The sequence below is a fragment of the Paraburkholderia fungorum genome, assembly GCF_003610895.1.
Taxonomy (GTDB): Bacteria; Pseudomonadota; Gammaproteobacteria; order Burkholderiales; family Burkholderiaceae; genus Paraburkholderia; species Paraburkholderia fungorum_B.
The window spans coordinates 84,331-101,168 of the sequence record NZ_MCAS01000015.1 but is presented as its reverse complement, the minus strand read 5'-3'; the positions used below and the strand labels follow the sequence as shown (position 1 = coordinate 101,168).

General features: G+C 61.5%; 17 protein-coding genes and 1 tRNA gene. 6 read left to right on the top strand and 12 right to left on the bottom strand.

The features are described from left to right. The first annotated feature begins 146 nt into the window (after window positions 1-146). A complete protein-coding gene (locus tag BCY88_RS16850) occupies window positions 147-1,622 on the top strand; it encodes an MFS transporter (RefSeq protein ID WP_120345348.1) in 1,476 nt (491 codons plus the stop codon). A gap of 136 nt (window positions 1,623-1,758) precedes the next feature. Here the strand turns inward: BCY88_RS16850 and BCY88_RS16845 are convergent, their stop codons facing one another. Both BCY88_RS16845 and BCY88_RS16840 read right to left on the bottom strand, forming a co-directional pair. Then, window positions 1,759-2,352 carry a nitroreductase family protein gene (locus BCY88_RS16845; protein WP_183081385.1) on the bottom strand — a complete coding sequence of 198 codons (594 nt, stop codon included), beginning with the start codon at window positions 2,350-2,352 and terminating at the stop codon, window positions 1,759-1,761. A gap of 185 nt (window positions 2,353-2,537) precedes the next feature. After that, window positions 2,538-3,821, bottom strand: a complete 1,284-nt coding sequence (locus BCY88_RS16840) for an MFS transporter (protein ID WP_120345346.1) — start codon at window positions 3,819-3,821, stop codon at window positions 2,538-2,540. A gap of 155 nt (window positions 3,822-3,976) precedes the next feature. Here BCY88_RS16840 and BCY88_RS16835 point away from each other — a divergent pair, with 155 nt between their 5' ends. Together BCY88_RS16835 and BCY88_RS16830 are read left to right on the top strand one after the other, a co-directional pair. Beyond that, complete coding sequence (locus BCY88_RS16835; RefSeq protein WP_120345345.1) at window positions 3,977-4,618, top strand: TetR/AcrR family transcriptional regulator; 642 nt, start codon at window positions 3,977-3,979, stop codon at window positions 4,616-4,618. A gap of 85 nt (window positions 4,619-4,703) precedes the next feature. Continuing rightward, window positions 4,704-5,258 (top strand): DUF1415 domain-containing protein, encoded by a 555-nt coding sequence (locus BCY88_RS16830; protein ID WP_120345344.1) that lies wholly within the window; start codon window positions 4,704-4,706, stop codon window positions 5,256-5,258. 41 nt (window positions 5,259-5,299) lie between these two features. On the opposite strand, the gene BCY88_RS16825 is transcribed toward BCY88_RS16830, so the two are convergent. Continuing rightward, window positions 5,300-6,142 (bottom strand): class I SAM-dependent methyltransferase, encoded by an 843-nt coding sequence (locus tag BCY88_RS16825; protein ID WP_120345396.1) that lies wholly within the window; start codon window positions 6,140-6,142, stop codon window positions 5,300-5,302. Between the two features lie 384 nt (window positions 6,143-6,526). On the opposite strand from BCY88_RS16825, the gene BCY88_RS16820 reads away from it, so the two are divergent. After that, entirely contained in the window at window positions 6,527-6,847 is a 321-nt protein-coding gene (locus BCY88_RS16820) for a type II toxin-antitoxin system HicA family toxin (RefSeq protein WP_093643478.1), read from the top strand. Window positions 6,848-6,938: 91 nt separating this feature from the next. Here BCY88_RS16820 and BCY88_RS16815 read toward each other — a convergent pair whose 3' ends face one another. Beyond that, on the bottom strand, window positions 6,939-7,148 hold the full coding sequence (locus BCY88_RS16815) for a DUF1059 domain-containing protein (protein ID WP_120345395.1): 210 nt from the start codon (window positions 7,146-7,148) through the stop codon (window positions 6,939-6,941). 376 nt (window positions 7,149-7,524) lie between these two features. Here BCY88_RS16815 and BCY88_RS16810 point away from each other — a divergent pair, with 376 nt between their 5' ends. Further along, a complete protein-coding gene (locus BCY88_RS16810) occupies window positions 7,525-8,793 on the top strand; it encodes a TIGR03862 family flavoprotein (RefSeq protein ID WP_120345343.1) in 1,269 nt (422 codons plus the stop codon). A 76-nt stretch (window positions 8,794-8,869) separates the two neighbouring features. Here BCY88_RS16810 and BCY88_RS16805 read toward each other — a convergent pair whose 3' ends face one another. From BCY88_RS16805 to BCY88_RS16770, 8 genes are all read right to left on the bottom strand, one after another. After that, the gene (locus BCY88_RS16805; RefSeq protein ID WP_120345342.1) at window positions 8,870-9,994 is read right to left on the bottom strand and encodes a methyltransferase; all 1,125 of its coding nucleotides are present in this window, start codon (window positions 9,992-9,994) and stop codon (window positions 8,870-8,872) included. Between the two features lie 416 nt (window positions 9,995-10,410). After that, window positions 10,411-10,486 (bottom strand) — tRNA-Thr (locus BCY88_RS16800). 19 nt (window positions 10,487-10,505) lie between these two features. Continuing rightward, window positions 10,506-11,036: a ClpXP protease specificity-enhancing factor gene (locus BCY88_RS16795; RefSeq protein WP_120345341.1), complete on the bottom strand. Its 531-nt coding sequence runs from the start codon at window positions 11,034-11,036 to the stop codon at window positions 10,506-10,508. A gap of 74 nt (window positions 11,037-11,110) precedes the next feature. Next, window positions 11,111-11,722: a glutathione S-transferase N-terminal domain-containing protein gene (locus tag BCY88_RS16790; RefSeq protein ID WP_006052302.1), complete on the bottom strand. Its 612-nt coding sequence runs from the start codon at window positions 11,720-11,722 to the stop codon at window positions 11,111-11,113. A gap of 95 nt (window positions 11,723-11,817) precedes the next feature. Next, window positions 11,818-12,573 (bottom strand): cytochrome c1, encoded by a 756-nt coding sequence (locus BCY88_RS16785; protein WP_120345340.1) that lies wholly within the window; start codon window positions 12,571-12,573, stop codon window positions 11,818-11,820. A 23-nt stretch (window positions 12,574-12,596) separates the two neighbouring features. After that, on the bottom strand, window positions 12,597-13,976 hold the full coding sequence (locus tag BCY88_RS16780; protein WP_120345339.1) for a cytochrome b: 1,380 nt from the start codon (window positions 13,974-13,976) through the stop codon (window positions 12,597-12,599). After that, a complete protein-coding gene (petA, locus tag BCY88_RS16775) occupies window positions 13,976-14,596 on the bottom strand; it encodes a ubiquinol-cytochrome c reductase iron-sulfur subunit (protein ID WP_120345338.1) in 621 nt (206 codons plus the stop codon). The genes BCY88_RS16780 and petA overlap by 1 nt, the downstream gene beginning before the upstream one ends. 221 nt (window positions 14,597-14,817) lie before the next feature. Then, window positions 14,818-15,564: a Nif3-like dinuclear metal center hexameric protein gene (locus BCY88_RS16770; protein ID WP_120345337.1), complete on the bottom strand. Its 747-nt coding sequence runs from the start codon at window positions 15,562-15,564 to the stop codon at window positions 14,818-14,820. A gap of 19 nt (window positions 15,565-15,583) precedes the next feature. On the opposite strand from BCY88_RS16770, the gene BCY88_RS16765 reads away from it, so the two are divergent. Next, on the top strand, window positions 15,584-16,807 hold the full coding sequence (locus tag BCY88_RS16765) for a Do family serine endopeptidase (RefSeq protein WP_120345336.1): 1,224 nt from the start codon (window positions 15,584-15,586) through the stop codon (window positions 16,805-16,807). Window positions 16,808-16,838: the final 31 nt, after the last annotated feature.

Genomic DNA, 16,838 nt, shown 5'->3' with positions numbered 1-16,838 from the left:
GGCTTTGTATCACGAAAGCCCGATCAGCATCAACTGACGCTTTCCGGGACGCCCACAACCGTGCCTCAGGTCCGCTCGACGGAACAAAAATTGCTCAATCCAACAGGATACGCCGCCAAATTTCGATAATCAGGAGACTTGCAGCAATGAGCGCGCCGCCTATCGCCGCTGTCCACGAGAAAAACGCTACCGTTATTGAAACCGATCTGCCCTCACGGCTCGACCGTTTGCCGTGGGGGCGCTTCCATTCGCTGATCGTTGTCGCGCTGGGCGTGACGTGGCTGCTGGACGGACTTGAAGTTACGCTGGCGGGCGCCGTGGCAAGCGCGTTGAAGTCCAGCCCGTCGTTGCGCTTTACCAACGCCGACGTGGGCCTCGCCGGCAGCGCGTACATTGCCGGCGCCGTGCTCGGCGCACTCGGCTTCGGCTGGCTGACCGACCGGCTCGGCCGTCGCAAGCTGTTTTTCATCACACTCGCGCTGTATCTCGCTGCCACTGCGGCGACCGCTTTTTCGTGGAATCTCGCCAGTTTCCTGCTGTTTCGCTTTCTCACGGGCGCGGGCATCGGCGGCGAATATACAGCGATCAATTCGACCATTCAGGAGTTCACGCCGGCGCGGGTGCGCGGCTGGACCGACCTCGGCATCAACGGCACGTTCTGGGTCGGCGCGGGACTCGGCGCGGCGGGCTCGCTGGTTCTGCTCGACCCGGCTCTGCTACCGGGCGACTGGGGCTGGCGCGCGTGCTTTTTCATCGGCGCGGTGCTGGCGCTGGCGATTCTGCCGATGCGCATCTGGGTGCCCGAGAGCCCGCGCTGGCTGCTGACGCACGGCGGCGAACGCGACGCGCGCTCAATCGTCGAGGGCATCGAAACGCGTTTTCGCGACGAGGGCCATACACTCGGCGACGATGACCTCACCCGGCTCAAGCTGAGAGCACGCGGACATACGCCGCTGCGCGAGGTGTTTCACACGCTTTTCAATGTGCACCGGCGACGCGCGCTGGTCGGCCTGTCGTTGATGACCGCGCAGGCGTTCTTCTACAACGCGATTTTTTTCACCTACGCGTTGGTGCTGACCGATTTCTATCAGGTGCCCGGCGATCATATCGGCTGGTATCTGCTGCCGTTCGCGCTCGGCAACTTCCTTGGACCGCTGGTGCTCGGCCGGCTCTTCGACGTAATCGGGCGGCGCAAGATGATCGCCACGACTTACGCGCTGTCCGGCATCCTGCTGACGGTAAGCGGTTACCTGTTCGAGCAGCAAATACTCACCGTCGTGACCCAGACGATTGCGTGGATGGTGGTTTTCTTCTTCGCCTCGGCGGCGGCGAGTTCGGCGTATCTGACCGTCAGCGAGTCGTTTCCGCTGGAAATCCGCGCGCTGGCGATCGCGGTGTTCTACGCGTTCGGCACCGCGCTGGGGGGCATCATCGGCCCGGCATTCTTCGGCCGGCTGATCGATACGCATCAGCGCAGCGAAGTGTTCGTGGGCTATCTGGTCGGCTCGGGCCTGATGCTCGCCGCAGCGGTGATCGCCGCGATCTGGGGCGTGGATGCGGAGCGCAAGCCGCTTGAGAGTGTCGCCGCGCCGCTCTCGAGCGTCATGGAGGGCGCGGATTGAGCGATGCGCTTCGAGCAGCGTGGAGGGCGGCGAACACGCCACGCGCCTTAACGTGTCGCGAACAATGCGAAATAAAAAAACGCGCGGCCTGAACTGAGGCCGCGCGTTTTTTATCACCACCTGGGCCGCTACATGTTCAGAGCGGCTTCTTCCAGCCACCGCCATAGGCGATCTCGGCAAGCGGCAAACGCTGACGCACCGACTTTTCGCGCTCGCGCAACACCGGATCGAGCTTGTCGACGTCGCCATAATGGCCAAGCGAAATGATCGCGATCACGTCGACGTCTGTCGGCAACTTGAACGTCGTGCGGAATGCGTTCGGATCGAAGCCGCTCATCTGATGCGCGGCGAGGCCGAGCGCATGCGCCTGCAGCACCAGCGCCATCGCCGCGGCGCCTGCGTCGTACGGCGCGCAGCGGTTCACTTCGCCCTTGTTGGTGAGCGTGTGCGTGGTCACCGCGATCAGCACCGGCGCCGGCGCATTCCAGCCCTGGTTGAACGGCACCAGCGTGGCAAAGGCCTGCTTGAACGAGACTTCATCGACGCTGCGGTCGAATACGAGAAAACGCCACGGTTGAGCGTTATACGAAGACGGCGCCCAGCGTGCCGCTTCGAGCACCGAATGCAGATCTTCGCGGCTCACCGGCTCGCTCGAATACGCGCGCGGGCTCCAGCGACCTGCAATCAACTCGTGAATGGCAACTGCGGTAGGGGCGGGTTTGTTGGTCATGCGCTTCTCTCGGTCGAAATTCATGATCGACGGGCGGCTGCCCGGGGGTTCATAGCATAACCGGGCTGGGCCGCTCGCGCTCCAACAAGTGCGCAGTTAGTTTGCGCATCGGAGCTAATGACAAACGGCTCCATATGGAGCCGCTTGCCAGGTTCCCTTCGTTAGCCGCGCGCAGCGGCGCGGCTTCACACCGCTTGCGGCTGCGGTACCTTGGCCGGCCGGTTGATCCTCAGCACGATCACCGCGGCGACCAGGCACAACCCGCCAGAAATCATCGACGCCACCGTGTACGTGCCGAGACTCGCGCGCAACATGCCAGCGCCGAGCGCCGCGAACGCTGCGCCAAGCTGATGGCCGGCAACCACCCAGCCGAACACGACCGGGGCCGCTTCCTTGCCGTAGACATCGGTCGCGAGACGCACGGTGGGCGGCACGGTGGCGATCCAGTCGAGTCCGTAGAACACCGCGAACAACGGCAGGCCGAAGAAATCGATGCCGAAAGCGTGGGGCAGGTACATCAACGACAAACCGCGCAAACCGTAGTACCAGAACAGCAGCACGCGGCTATTGAAGCGGTCCGACAGCCAGCCCGACAGCGTCGTGCCAAACAGATCGAAGATGCCCATTGCGGCCAGCAGAGAAGCGCCCTGCACTTCGGTCATGCCGTAGTCGCCGCACATTGCGATCAGGTGCGTGCCGACGTAACCATTGGTACTCGCGCCGCAGATGAAGAAACTGAAAAACAGCAGCCAGAAATCACGCGTCTTGCTGGCCATGGCGAGCGTGCCGAAGGCAATAGCCAGCGGATTCTGCTTCGTCACGGTCGCGGAAACCGGCGCGTCGGCCGGTTCGCCGAATGGGCGCAGCTTCATGTCCGCAGGCCGCTCCGGCAACAGAAACGCGACCAGCGGCAAGACGATCGCGGCCGCGCCCGCCACGACCCATACCACCTGACGCCAACCATAGTGCTCGGCGATCGCCGCGAGCATCGGCAGGAACACCAACTGGCCGGTCGCCGAACTGGCAGTAAGAATCCCCATCACGAGACCACGATGGGTGGTGAACCAGCGCGTCACCACCGTCGCCGACAACGATAGCGCCGCCACGCCCGTCGCGCCGCCGACCATCACGCCCCAGACCAGGATCATCTGCCACGGATGCGTCATCAGCGACGACAGCGCCACGCCAGCCGCCATCGTGCCGAGCGCGATCAGCAAGGTAGGACGCACACCGAAGCGCTGCATCGCCGCGGCCGCGAACGGTCCCATCAATCCGTAGAGCGCAATGTTGACGGAGATCGCGAGCGAGATCGTCGCGCGGCTCCAGCCGAATTGATGCTCCAGCGGCACCATCATCACGCTCGGCGTGGCACGGGTGCCCGCCGCCGCCAACAGCACCAGAAATACCACCGCCACGGTCAACCAGCCGTAGTGGAAACGTCCGCCAATCAGTCTCGCTGCCCAGTTCATCGGTTCTCCAATCGACGCCTGCCCCACAGGCCGCGTCGCTCGTATTATTACGACTTCGGTAAAGGACTTGTGACAGATCAGTCACAATAGGTGTTGCGATCTTAGTTACTGGTCGGTAACATGTCAAGGCGTTAATTCAATTCAGGTGGCATGCCATGTCCGACAGTGAAACCCGCAAGCCAGCCGGCACTCGGCGAGTGCGCGGCGCGCAGACAGCCGGCCCGCAGGCGCAGCAGCATCTGCTGCGCGCGGCGGACGAACTGTTTTATCGCGAGGGAGTACGCACGGTCGGTGTCGACGCGGTGGTCGAGCGCGCCGGCGTGAACAAGATGAGTCTGTACCGCCAGTTTTCGTCGAAGGACGAACTGGTGATGGCTTATCTGGAGAGCAAGGACGAGCAGTTCTTCGGCTACGTGGAGCGGAGCTTCGCGAAACATCCAGGCGAGCCGGCGAAGCAGCTTCAACAATATTTCGACGATCTGGCGGTGCGTGCCTCGATCGACGACTACCGCGGCTGCCCTTTCGTCAACGTGGCGGTGGAGTTTCCGGATGTGGAGCATCCCGCCCGGCAATTCGTGTTTCGCAACAAGGAACGGCTGATGGCGCGGCTTCTGGAACTGACAACCGCGGCAGGCGCCGACGATCCCGTGGCGTTGGCCGACGGCCTGGGTTTGATGATCGAAGGCGTGTACGCGGCCAGTCAGACGTACGGCCCGGGCTGCGGGCCGATTCTTGCCGCACCGAAGGTGGCCGCGCAGTTGATCGCCGCGGCATGCGGCGGGTCGGCGGCCCGTTGAGGTTTTTGCCCTTGGGTTGCGGCAGGCTACGGATCGGCGCCGTTGCGCGCCGTTAGAATGGCGTTTTCCCCTTTTGCTGCGTGCCATGTCGTCGCCTGCCGAATCCCATGATGCCGTTATCGCCGTCACCCGTCACTGGCTGACGAAGGCCGTGATCGGGCTCAATTTGTGCCCCTTTGCCAAGGCCGTGCACGTGAAGGAGCAAATTCGCTACGCCGTGAGCGACGCGGTGGATATGGAAGGGGTTTTAACCGATCTCGAAACCGAGATTCAGGCGCTGGTTGCGGCAAGTCCTGAAACCGTGGATACCACGCTTCTGGTTTTACCGCGGGCGCTCGGCGATTTTCTCGACTATAACGACTGCCTGTTTTTTGCCGAAAGAATGATCAAACAACTTCGGCTGGAAGGCATTATCCAGATTGCGAGCTTTCACCCGCATTATCAGTTTGAAGGCAGCGAGCCCGACGATATCGAGAATTATACGAATCGGGCGCCTTATCCGATTTTCCATCTGCTTCGCGAAGACAGTATTGAACGGGCGGTTCAGGCTTTCCCCGATGCGGAAGCGATTTATGAGCGAAATCAGGACACCCTTCGGCGGATCGGTCTCAAAGGCTGGAACGATCTGATGAAAATGTAGCCCGCGCGGTGACTATGAAAAAGCCACCGCGACAAACCAGATCAGGCTGGGACAAAAAACCTTTCCTTCAGCGCTTCGATCCCAAGCGTTTCCATCACTTCATTGAGCCGCTCAGCCGGCCTGCGTCTCGGCAGATCCTTGAACTGGGCAATGATCAGTTCATTCTTCATGGAATGCTCCCAGCCCACCAGCTCGGTCACGCTCACCTGATAACCGTGCGCTTCCAGCTGCAAGCAGCGCAGCACGTTAGTAATCTGGCTTCCAAATTCCCGGGTATGCAACGGATGCCGCCAGATCTCGGTGAGCGCATTGCCCAGCGATTTACCTTTGTTCTGCCGTAAAACCCCCGCCACCTCAGCCTGGCAACACGGCACCACCACGATGTACTTGGCGTGCTTTTGCAGCGCAAAGCGGAGCGCGTCGTCAGTCGCGGTATTACACGCATGCAGCGCAGTCACGATATCGATTTGCGCCGGCAAACGCTCGGACGTGATCGACTCCGCCACCGACAAATTCAGGAACGACATCCCCGTGAAGCCCAGCCGGCTGGCCAGTTCCTCGGATTTCGTCACCAGCTCCTCGCGCGTTTCGATGCCGTAAATGTGCGACGCACCACCCGCGGCGTCCTGAAACTCCTTGAAGAAAAGGTCGTACAGGATAAAACCTAGGTATGACTTGCCCGCGCCATGGTCGACGAGCGTCACCGCGCCCTGCTGGTCCTTGAGGTCTTTCAGCAGCGGCTCGATGAACTGGAACAGGTGGTAGACCTGCTTCAGCTTGCGACGGCTGTCCTGGTTCATCTTGCCGTCGCGCGTCAGGATGTGGAGCTCTTTTAACAGCTCGACGGATTGGTTCGGACGGATTTCGTGGGTTTTGCTGGACATCGTGGGGACCGCCATCGATTGCAACGCGAACGTGCGACAGATGACGGAAAAAAGGAAAAGTTGCTGCCAGTTTACCCAAAGCGCGCCCCGCTCACCTGAGGAGCCGTGTCGAGTACGCAAGAAACGCCACAAACCTGGAACACTTCGTGCGTAAAACGCACTACGCGGAACGTTTCCAACGTGGCTTGAAAGCATCTTGCGGGCCGGCTCACCCGATGGCGTAAGCCGTATCGCGCATAACAAGAGGCTGCCGGCCGTGGCGTCGATCACGCGAACCGAATGCATGTGGGGAGGACGGTCCCGGAACACGGGCCGAACGTTACGTAACCAGCAGCGCGCCGCGACATCAAACGGACGCGCGCCTGGAAAATAGAAGAGGCAGCGATGGACACGGTACCCAACGGAAACGTCGAACAGAAATTTCAGGAAATGATGGCGAAGCTCACCGCCGCGCCCGCGTGGTCGGAAAAGCAGCAGCTCGAACTGGAAATGGCGCGCGATATTTCCACCGAAATGCTGCGGCTGGCCGAAGTCATGCGCGACGGCAGCGTCGACATGGAAACCTGCCTGACAATGCTCAAATACGCGAAAGTGCTCGACTTCGTGATGACGACGCTCGCTTCGCGCCGCGACATCAAACCGCAAACGCTGCGGGTCATTTTCAAGCTGGCCGGCCTGAAGGTGGATGAGGCCTATCCGGGTTAAGACGCCCTAAGCCACGCCGCGACCGGTTCGAGCAGCTCCCCACCGTTCGAACCGGTCACCCGCCTCTTTCCTCAGGACGAAGGACGGCGCATCACGCGCGCGGTGCCTCGACCGGTGGCGTGCCGTCATGAAACAACGTCTTGAGCTGTGAGCGCAGCTCCGGCGAGTCCGCGTGTTTGTGCACCGTCACGGCATGCTGCACAGCCGCGTCGAGCAATTCGCTTTCGCTGTCGGCGGATAGGGCAACCGTACAATGCATTTCGCTCGGAAACTCGCGGCAGTCGATGTATTTGCGAGTCATGGCAATCTCCTTGATCAAACGTCGAAACATCCAAACGGACTGCAGGCGCGCAGACCGCCTCGCCAGCCGCGACGCGGCAGCACGGGCAACGTCGGGCGCAATGATATTGGCGGGGTGAGTTTGACGCGGGGAAGACGCGCACTGCGTCCGATGGAAGGTGTTTGAAAAGTATAGTTTGCGTGCGGCGATTGGAAAGCCGCGAGCGCAAACCGGGCGGAGTCGAAACCGCCCGAACCCAGTATTTTTCGGCCGCCGGATCCGGGGCGCGGCCGCCCGTTTGCCCTGTGCTGCCCGCGGTGTGAAAATAGCGCCCTTCGCGCCGAATGATTGTCTGATTGAGTCGACGCGCCGCCCTTCCGCTCATCCGCAGGACTGCATGTCATCCTCCTTCGATTCCGCCCGCGTCGCCGTGATCGGCGGCGGCCCCGCCGGCTTGATGGCCGCCGAGGCGCTCGCCCGGCAAGGTGTACAGGTCGACGTCTACGACGCCATGCCCTCAGTGGGCCGCAAATTCCTGATGGCCGGCAAAGGCGGCATGAACATCACGCATTCGGAACCGCTCGAGCCGTTTCTTGACCGTTACGGCGCGCGCCGCGAGCAGATCGCGCCGCTACTCGACACGTTCGGCCCGGACGCCTTGCGGGCCTGGTTGCATGGACTGGGTATCGAAACGTTCGTCGGCAGTTCGGGACGGGTTTTTCCGACCGACATGAAAGCGGCGCCGATGTTGCGCGCGTGGCTGCATCGGTTGCGGGAGGCCGGCGTGCGCTTTCACATGCGCCACAAGTGGACCGGGTGGGACACCGATAACGGCGATGCTGCATACCACTTGCGCTTCGCCACACCCGAAGGCGAGCAGCGCGTGAGCCCCGACGCCGTGGTGTTCGCGCTTGGCGGCGCAAGCTGGCCGCGGCTCGGATCGGACGCCGCCTGGGTGCCGCTGCTGAACGCGCGCGAGGTGCCGGTAACACCCTTGCGGCCCGCGAACTGCGGCTTCGATACCGACTGGAGCCCTTATCTGCGCGAGCGTTTCGCCGGCCAGCCCGTGAAATCCGTGGCCATCACGCTCACCGACGTAGACAATAAAGTCCACAATCGACAAGGTGAAATACTTCTGACCGAAACGGGCCTTGAAGGGAGCCTGATTTACGCGCTGTCTGCCGCTATCCGGGAGCGAATTCTCGCCGACGGCGACGTCACGATCGCTCTGGACCTGGCGCCAGGCTTGACGTTGGAGCGTGTCATCGCCGAAGTCACGCGACCGCGCGGCTCGCGTTCCATGTCGACTCACCTGCACGGCAGAATCGGTATAAGCGGCGTAAAACTGGCTTTGCTGCACGAGATGCTGTCGAAGGAAGCCTTTGCCGACGCGCACGGTCTGGCGCACGCGATCAAGGCGCTGCCGGTCCGGCTCACGCGCGCCCGGCCGATCGCAGAAGCGATCAGCACGGCGGGTGGGGTGCCGTTTGAAGCCCTGGACAAGCATTTGATGATCGAGCGCCTGCCTGGTGTGTTTTGCGCGGGCGAGATGCTCGACTGGGAAGCGCCGACCGGCGGCTATCTGCTCACCGCCTGCTTCGCCAGCGGACTCGTCGCCGGACGCGGCGCGCTGGCCTATCTCGAGGCGCGCGGCGTGCCGATCTGATGCGCCACGCTTTGGCAGCGCGTGATTGCCGAGCGTGATCGCACCCCGATTGCGCGTCATCACTCAGTGGTGGTCTTTAGCGCGCCTTCAGACGCCAGAGCGACGTCAGTTCAGCCACCCGCGCCGCGTGCAGCGCGTCGCTTTCGTCGGTCGACTTCGGGTGCCGCGGACGGATATCCTCGCGGCCGACCACAGTCAAGCCGGCCTTTTCGATCGCGGCAAGCAGCCACTCGCGCGTACGCAAACCGAGATGCTCAGCGAAATCCGACATGATTAGCCAGCCTTCACCGCCCGGCGACAAATGCTCCGCCAGGCCGTTCAGAAAACCGAGCAGCATGCGGCTTTCCGAATCGTAGATGGCGTATTCAATCGGCGATGCGGGTCGCGCCGGCACCCACGGCGGATTGCAGACCACCAGCGGTGCGCGGCCCTCCGGAAACAGATCGGCCTGCACGATCTCCACTTGCTGATCGTAGCCAAGCCGCGTGATGTTCTCGCGCGCGCAGGCAAGCGCACGCGGGTCCTGGTCGGTTGCGACGATTTTCTTCACGCCGCGCCTGGCGAGCAGCGCGGCCAGCACGCCGGTACCGGTGCCGATATCGAACGCCTTGTTCAAAGACGGCAGGGGTGTGCGCGCAACCAGATCCACATACTCACCGCGCACCGGCGAAAACACGCCGTAGTGCGGATGGATGCGCTCGCCGAGCGCCGGGATTTCGACGCCCTTCTTGCGCCACTCGTGCGCACCGATCAGCCCAAGCAATTCGCGCAGCGACACGACCGAAGGTTCGTCGGCGGACGGCCCGTAGGTTTCGACGCAGGCTTGCTGCACTTCAGGCGCACGGCGCAGCGGGATGCCGTAAGCGGCGTCGAGCGGGATCAGAATCATGCCGAGCGTACGGGCACGTTGCGACTGCGCCTGACGATGCAGGTTGAACGCGTCGAGCGGCGTTTCGCCCTGCTTGCGCGGTTTGCGTTCCAGCCGGCGCGTGACCGCCTGCAACAGTTGGCGGGCGTTCTGGAAGTCGCCATTCCACAGCAACGCCGTACCCTCGCACGCGAGGCGATAGGCCGAGTCGGCGGTCGTGCGGTCATCCGCGACGACGACACGCTTGGGCGGCGGCACTGCGGCTTCGGAGCGCCAACGCGCGGAACGGGGGCCGTCGGCTTCGGGCCAGGTGATGGTTGCGGGGCTGGTCATGATGAAGGTGGGGTCTGTGTTGCAGGAGTGACGCGGTGAAACTTCTCGCGCCTCGGGGGCGTTGCCCGCCGGAGTGACTGATTGTGATGCCGACTGACGCCCGAATAGTACCTCTCCCGGCCGGGTTCGCGGGACGGTATCTGTCGGCGATCGCCCGGAACGGGCCGTCTGACCTGGTCTGAGAGGAAATAACCAGATCGACGTAGACTGAAATGTCCACAATCGACAAGGTGAATGAGATATGGTGAAAATGAGCCCTTTTCCGGTCTCACCCAACATCCCCGTTCAGCAAGCGCTCGCCTCTTCTGCCGCGTGCAGCAAGGACCGCAGAGCGCGAACCCAGCCAGCTCGCCTGATTCCCGCCCCAAATAAAAAACGGGTTTCTGAAATTCTTCAGAAACCCGTTTTCGCACTACTGGTGCCGGCTGCAGGACTCGAACCCGCCACCTCATGATTACAAGTCAAGCGCTCTACCTGATGAGCTAAGCCGGCATGAGGCCGTGATTCTACTTCATTTCACGATCTTGAGGCGAGCCCTTCCGCCACCTTTCGAACCGTCATCGTCAGGCTGCGGCTCGTCGGCAACGCTATCCGCCTTCGCGGCAGCCGCATCCGCAGCGGAAGACGACGTCTCGACGGCGCGCGGCCCCGCGCTGATGGGCGCCACCGGCGATTCGGCTTCGTCCGCCAGTTCCGCGTCCGCGCCTGAATCCTGCGCCTCGCCGCCCGCCGATTCGACCGGGAACGCCATGCCCTGGCCATTTTCGCGTGCGTAGATCGCGAGAATATTCGTGATCGGCACTTCGATCTTGTGCGACTTGCCGGAGAAGCGCGCGCTGAACTCGATCCATTCGTTGCCCATCTGCAACTGGCTGGTCGCCTCGAAGCTGATGTTCAACACGATCTCGTTGTCACGGACGAACTGACGCGGCACGCGCGTCTGATTGTCGACCCGGACCGCAATATGCGGCGTGTAACCGTTATCCGTGCACCACTCGTACAGCGCGCGCAACAGATACGGCTTGGTGGAAATCTCTTGCATCAACAGTCCTCTTACCGGGTTTGGGCGCGCACGGAAAACAATCGAGACGCGGCGCCCTCACCCCAAAGCCAAACTCAACGACGCATCACCTTTTCCGAAGGCGTCAGCGCTTCGATATAGGCCGGGCGGCTGAAAATGCGCTCGGCGTACTTCATGAGCGGAGCAGCGTTCTTCGACAACTCGATGCCGTAGTGATCCAGACGCCACAGCAACGGCGCGATCGCGACGTCGAGCATGGAGAACTCTTCGCCGAGCATGTACTTGTTCTTCAGGAAGATCGGCGCAAGCTGCGTCAGACGATCACGGATGGCGAGACGCGCCTTCTCGTGATTCTTCTCAGCGGCCTTGCCCTTTTCGTTCTCGAGCGTGCCGACGTGAACAAACAGTTCCTTTTCGAAGTTGAGCAGGAACAGACGGGCACGCGCGCGCTGGACCGGATCGGCCGGCATCAGTTGCGGGTGCGGGAAGCGCTCGTCGATGTACTCGTTGATGATGTTCGATTCGTACAGAATCAGGTCCCGTTCGACGAGAATCGGCACCTGACCGTACGGATTCATCACGGCGATGTCTTCCGGCTTGTTAAACAGGTCGACGTCGCGGATCTCGAAGTCCATGCCCTTTTCGAACAACACCAGCCGGCAGCGCTGGGAGAACGGGCAAGTTGTGCCGGAATACAGAACCATCATATTTACGTTTCCTCAAAAAGCTGAAAGGCCAGCGCGCGGAAAAACCGTTCAACAGGCTTTTCCTGGCGCCGGCCCCACGCCGGATGACGGCGTGATTATTTGATATCTTTCCAGTACGCGGCGTTCAGTCGCCAGGCGAAAAAGCTCAGGACGCCGAGGAACATCAGTACCCACACGCCAAGCTGCTTGCGGGTTTTCTGAGTCGGTTCGGACATCCATGACAGGTACGACACGAGGTCGGCCACAGCAGAATCATAATCTACCGGCGACATCGTCCCCGGCGTGACCTGTTGGTAGCCAACAAATTTGTGCACCGTCTCGCCTGTTTTTTCGTCGACTTCGTCACCGAACTTCGCAGTACGTTGCCCCTGAAGTTGCCACAACACGTGAGGCATGCTCACGTTTTCATACACCAGATTGTTCCAGCCGGTCGGCCGCGTATTGTCGCGGTAGAAACTGCGCAGATACGTGTACAGCCAGTCCTTGCCACGCGCCCGCGCTTCCACCGACAAGTCCGGCGGAGCCGCGCCGAACCACGCTTTTGCGTCGTCCGGACGCATCGCCACGGTCATGGTGTTGCCGATCTTGTCCGTGCTGAACAACAGGTTCGACTGGATTTCGCTCGGCGTAATGCCGAGGTCGGTCAGCCGGCTGTAGCGCATCAGATTCGCGCTGTGACAATTCAGGCAGTAGTTTACAAACAATTGTGCGCCGTGCTGCAACGAAGCAAAATTCTCCGCGTTATCGGGCGCGCGGTCGAGAGGGAAATTCTCGTCCGCGTGCGCCGGTCCGGCCAGCACCGCGAGCAGTGTCGCGCCGATCAGCGCGCACGTCGAAAGCAGTTTTTTCATCTTCGTGTTCTCCTGGCTCGCGATTAGTGGGGCTTGAACCGCACCCGCTCGGGCGGCTGCTTGAACGTGCCAAGCCGCGTCCAGACGGGCATACCGAGGAAAAACGCGAAGTAGATCAGCGCGCACACCTGAGCAATCAACGTCGAGGCGGGTGACGGCGGTTTAGTGCCGAGGAAGCCCAACGTCAGGAAAGCGAGCACGAAGATCCCGTAGAACACCTTGTGAAAAAACGGCCGGTAACGGATCGACTTCACCGGCGAGCGGTCGAGCCACGGCAGGAAGAACAGCGAGATCACCGCGCCGCCCATCACCACCACGCCCCAGAACTTCGATTCGGTGAACGCCATGGCCAGCACCACCAGCACCGCGAGCACCGGCAAGCCGAGCTTCCACTTGCCGCGCGCGCGCACCAGCGCATACAGGCCGAGCAACGCGACGATGATCATCAGCACGATCTTGAACGGATCGGTGGTGGCGCGCAGCATCGCATAGAACGCCGTGAAGTACCACACCGGCGCAATTTCCTGCGGTGTTTGCAGCGGATTGGCGGGAATGAAGTTATTGGCTTCAAGGAAATACCCACCCATCTCCGGCGCGAAGAAAATAATCGCCGCGAAGATCAGGAGGAACACCGACACGCCCATGAAGTCGTGCACGGAGTAGTACGGGTGGAACGGAATGCCGTCGAGCGGAATGCCGTCCGCGCCCTTCTTCGCCTTGATCTCGATGCCGTCGGGGTTGTTCGAACCCACCTCATGCAGCGCCACCAGGTGAGCGACCACGAGGCCGATCAGCACCAGCGGAATCGCGATCACGTGAAACGCGAAGAAGCGGTTCAGCGTCACGTCCGACACGACATAGTCGCCGCGAATCCACAGCGACAGATCCGGCCCGATAAACGGAATCGCCGAGAACAGGTTCACGATCACCTGCGCGCCCCAGAACGACATCTGGCCCCACGGCAGCAGGTAGCCGAAAAACGCCTCCGCCATCAGGCACAGAAAGATCGCGCAGCCAAACACCCACACCAGTTCGCGCGGTTTGCGGTACGAGCCGTACATCAGCCCGCGGAACATGTGCAGATACACGACGACGAAGAACATCGACGCGCCCGTGGAGTGCATGTAACGGATCAGCCAGCCCCACGGCACCTCGCGCATGATGTACTCGACCGACGCAAACGCGAGCGTCGAGTCGGGCTTGTAGTTCATGGTGAGGAAAATGCCGGTGACGATCTGATTGACCAGCACCAGCAGCGCGAGCGAACCGAAGAAGTACCAGAAGTTGAAGTTCTTCGGCGCGTAGTACTCGGAAACGTGCTTCTTCCATGTGGACGTCATGGGGAAGCGCCGGTCGATCCAGCCAACCAGCCCGGTTGTCTCTACTTCATGCTCGATCGCCATTACGCTTCTCCTTTCTCGTCCTTGCCGATCACGAGGCTGGTGGCCGACGTGAACATATAAGGCGGGATGTCGAGGTTCTGCGGCGCAGGTTTGTTCTTGAAGACGCGGCCGGCCATGTCATAGGTCGAGCCGTGGCAAGGGCACAGGAAACCGCCTGGCCAGTCGTCTGGAAGATTGGGCTGCGGCCCCTCCTGGAAGCGCGGCGTCGGCGTGCAGCCCAGATGGGTGCACACGGCGACGGCGACGAAAAGATTCTTGTGATCGGTGCGTGAACGGTATTCGTTGTTGCAGTACTCCGGCAACGGCATCGAAAAAGGATTCTTGGTGTGGGGATCCGCTACTTCGTTATCGGCTTTCTGGACATCGGCAAGCATCCGGTCGGTGCGATTGATGATCCACACCGGCTTGCCGCGCCAGGCAACGGTTTTCATGTCGCCGGGTTTGAGATCACTGATATCGACTTCGACCGGGGCTCCGGCTGCCTTGGCCTTTTCAGATGGTGCAAACGAACTAACAAAGGGTACGACAGTGGCAACGCCTCCTATGCCACCTGCTACGGTCGTCGCTATCAGCCAGGTACGGCGGCTGCCGTCGACGCGTTCATCTTCCTTGTCTCGCATCACACGCCCCACTTCTGAGTTGGATTTTTCCTTCACGTCTCTTCTACCGCCGCTAGTTTGCGCGAATGGAGTCGCCATTTACAAGGGCCGATTGCCAAAAACCGTGCGAACCCCTTGATAACTCAGGGTTTCTCCGTACGGATCGCAAACTTTTTTACACCTCCTTTTAAGCGTCCTCTGCGTTATTCGTGCCTTTTTCTTATCTAATGCCGATTTTCAATTCAAACCGGATTAGGGATATCGATAAACAGGTGTTCGATATCGAACTGCTCGGATAGATGCTTGCCCACCGCCTGCACGCCGAAACGCTCGGTGGCGTGATGGCCGGCTGCGAGAAACGCCACGCCGCTTTCCGCCGCGGTATGCATCACCGACTCCGACACTTCGCCCGTCAGGTAGACGTCGGCGCCGGCATTGATCGCGGCCTCGAACATGCCTTGCGCGGCGCCCGTGCACCAGCCCACCCGGCGCAGTTCGCGATCCGGGTCGCCGAATACGAGCGGCGTGCGCCCGAGCGTCTGCTCGACTTGCGCGGTGAAATGCGCGAGCGTGATCGGCATCGGGAAGGTGGCGAGCCAGCCGAGATCGTTCTCGCCGAAGCGCGCGTCGCTGATCCAGCCCATTTTTTCGCCGATCTGCGCGTTGTTGCCGAACTCGGGATGGTCGTCGAGCGGCAGGTGATAGGCGAACAGGCTCAGGTCGTTGGCGATCAGCAGCTTCAGGCGCGCGTGTTTGCGCCCGGTGATTTGCGGCGCCTCGTTGCGCCAGAAGTAGCCGTGATGGACCAGCACCGCGTCCGCGCCCCAGTCGAGCGCGGCCTCGAGGAAGGCCACTGAAGCCGTCACGCCGGTCGCGAGCTTGTTGATTTTGCGACGCCCCTCCACCTGCAATCCATTGGGGCAATAGTCCTTGAAGCGCGCGGTTTCAAGAAGATTGTTCAAGTACAATTCAAGTTCGATCCGATCCATATAAACCTCTAGTCTTCAGATGCTTAGACGCTTTTGGCTGTTCTTTGCCCAAGCGGTGACTGTGCTGTTGGCGCTGATGTTCATCATTGCGACCCTCAAACCGCAGTGGCTCCAGCGTCAAGGGCAATTCGGCAAGCAGCTTGCCGAACCGATCGTCGCCCTTCGGGAAGTGGCGCCAGGCATCGGCACGGGCCCCGCCCAGGCGTCGTATGCAGACGCGGCGCAAAAAGCCATGCCCGCGGTGGTCAACGTGTTCTCCAGCAAGGATGGCTCACTGCCGCCCGATCCGCGCGCGAAAGATCCGCTGTTCCGCTACTTCTTTGGTGACAAGAACAAAGGCAAGCAGCAGGAACAACCCGCATCGAATCTTGGCTCGGGTGTGATAGTGAGTTCGGAAGGTTACATTCTAACGAACCAGCACGTCGTGGACGGCGCCGATCAGATCGAAATCGCCCTGGCCGATGGTCGCACCACCGAGGCGAAGGTAATTGGCGTCGATCCTGAGACGGATCTGGCTGTGCTGAAGGTCAACATGACCGATCTGCCTACCATCACGCTCGGTCGTATGGACCAGACGCGCGTGGGCGATGTGGTGCTGGCGATCGGCAACCCGTTCGGTGTCGGCCAGACAGTGACCATGGGCATTGTCAGCGCGCTCGGACGCAATCACCTCGGCATCAATACGTTCGAAAACTTCATTCAGACCGACGCGGCCATCAATCCGGGCAACTCCGGCGGTGCGCTGGTCGATGTGAACGGCAATTTGCTCGGCATCAATACCGCCATCTATTCGCGCTCGGGCGGCTCGCTCGGCATCGGCTTTGCGATTCCCGTCTCGACCGCGCGCAGCGTGCTGGAGAGCATCATCACAACGGGCTCCGTCACGCGCGGCTGGATCGGTGTGGAGCCACAAGACGTGACGCCGGAGATCGCCGAATCGTTTGGGCTTCAGCAGAAATCGGGGGCGATTGTCGCGGGTGTCCTGAAGAACGGTCCGGCCGACCGTGCCGGCATCAAGCCGGGCGATATCCTGGTGAGCGTGAACGGCCAGGAAATCACCGACACCACGCGCCTCCTGAATGTCATCGCGCAGATCAAGCCAGGTACGGCAGCGAAGGTTCACCTGGTGCGCAAGAGCCGCGACATGGACCTGGACGTAACCATCGGCAAGCGCCCGCCACCGCCGAAGCAACCGGCGGAAGATAACGGCGGCGGCGGCGACCAGGACGACGACGGCGGTTGAGAAAGAGATAGCGGCCAACACCGGCGCACCA

Coding starts and splice junctions, on each gene's coding strand:
- BCY88_RS16850 (WP_120345348.1), top strand. CDS start 147: ATGAGCGCGCCGCCTATCGCCGCTGTCCACGAGAAAAACGCTACCGTT.
- BCY88_RS16845 (WP_183081385.1), bottom strand. CDS start 2,352: ATGACCAACAAACCCGCCCCTACCGCAGTTGCCATTCACGAGTTGATT.
- BCY88_RS16840 (WP_120345346.1), bottom strand. CDS start 3,821: ATGAACTGGGCAGCGAGACTGATTGGCGGACGTTTCCACTACGGCTGG.
- BCY88_RS16835 (WP_120345345.1), top strand. CDS start 3,977: ATGTCCGACAGTGAAACCCGCAAGCCAGCCGGCACTCGGCGAGTGCGC.
- BCY88_RS16830 (WP_120345344.1), top strand. CDS start 4,704: ATGTCGTCGCCTGCCGAATCCCATGATGCCGTTATCGCCGTCACCCGT.
- BCY88_RS16825 (WP_120345396.1), bottom strand. CDS start 6,142: ATGTCCAGCAAAACCCACGAAATCCGTCCGAACCAATCCGTCGAGCTG.
- BCY88_RS16820 (WP_093643478.1), top strand. CDS start 6,527: ATGGACACGGTACCCAACGGAAACGTCGAACAGAAATTTCAGGAAATG.
- BCY88_RS16815 (WP_120345395.1), bottom strand. CDS start 7,148: ATGACTCGCAAATACATCGACTGCCGCGAGTTTCCGAGCGAAATGCAT.
- BCY88_RS16810 (WP_120345343.1), top strand. CDS start 7,525: ATGTCATCCTCCTTCGATTCCGCCCGCGTCGCCGTGATCGGCGGCGGC.
- BCY88_RS16805 (WP_120345342.1), bottom strand. CDS start 9,994: ATGACCAGCCCCGCAACCATCACCTGGCCCGAAGCCGACGGCCCCCGT.
- BCY88_RS16795 (WP_120345341.1), bottom strand. CDS start 11,036: ATGCAAGAGATTTCCACCAAGCCGTATCTGTTGCGCGCGCTGTACGAG.
- BCY88_RS16790 (WP_006052302.1), bottom strand. CDS start 11,722: ATGATGGTTCTGTATTCCGGCACAACTTGCCCGTTCTCCCAGCGCTGC.
- BCY88_RS16785 (WP_120345340.1), bottom strand. CDS start 12,573: ATGAAAAAACTGCTTTCGACGTGCGCGCTGATCGGCGCGACACTGCTC.
- BCY88_RS16780 (WP_120345339.1), bottom strand. CDS start 13,976: ATGGCGATCGAGCATGAAGTAGAGACAACCGGGCTGGTTGGCTGGATC.
- petA (WP_120345338.1), bottom strand. CDS start 14,596: ATGCGAGACAAGGAAGATGAACGCGTCGACGGCAGCCGCCGTACCTGG.
- BCY88_RS16770 (WP_120345337.1), bottom strand. CDS start 15,564: ATGGATCGGATCGAACTTGAATTGTACTTGAACAATCTTCTTGAAACC.
- BCY88_RS16765 (WP_120345336.1), top strand. CDS start 15,584: ATGCTTAGACGCTTTTGGCTGTTCTTTGCCCAAGCGGTGACTGTGCTG.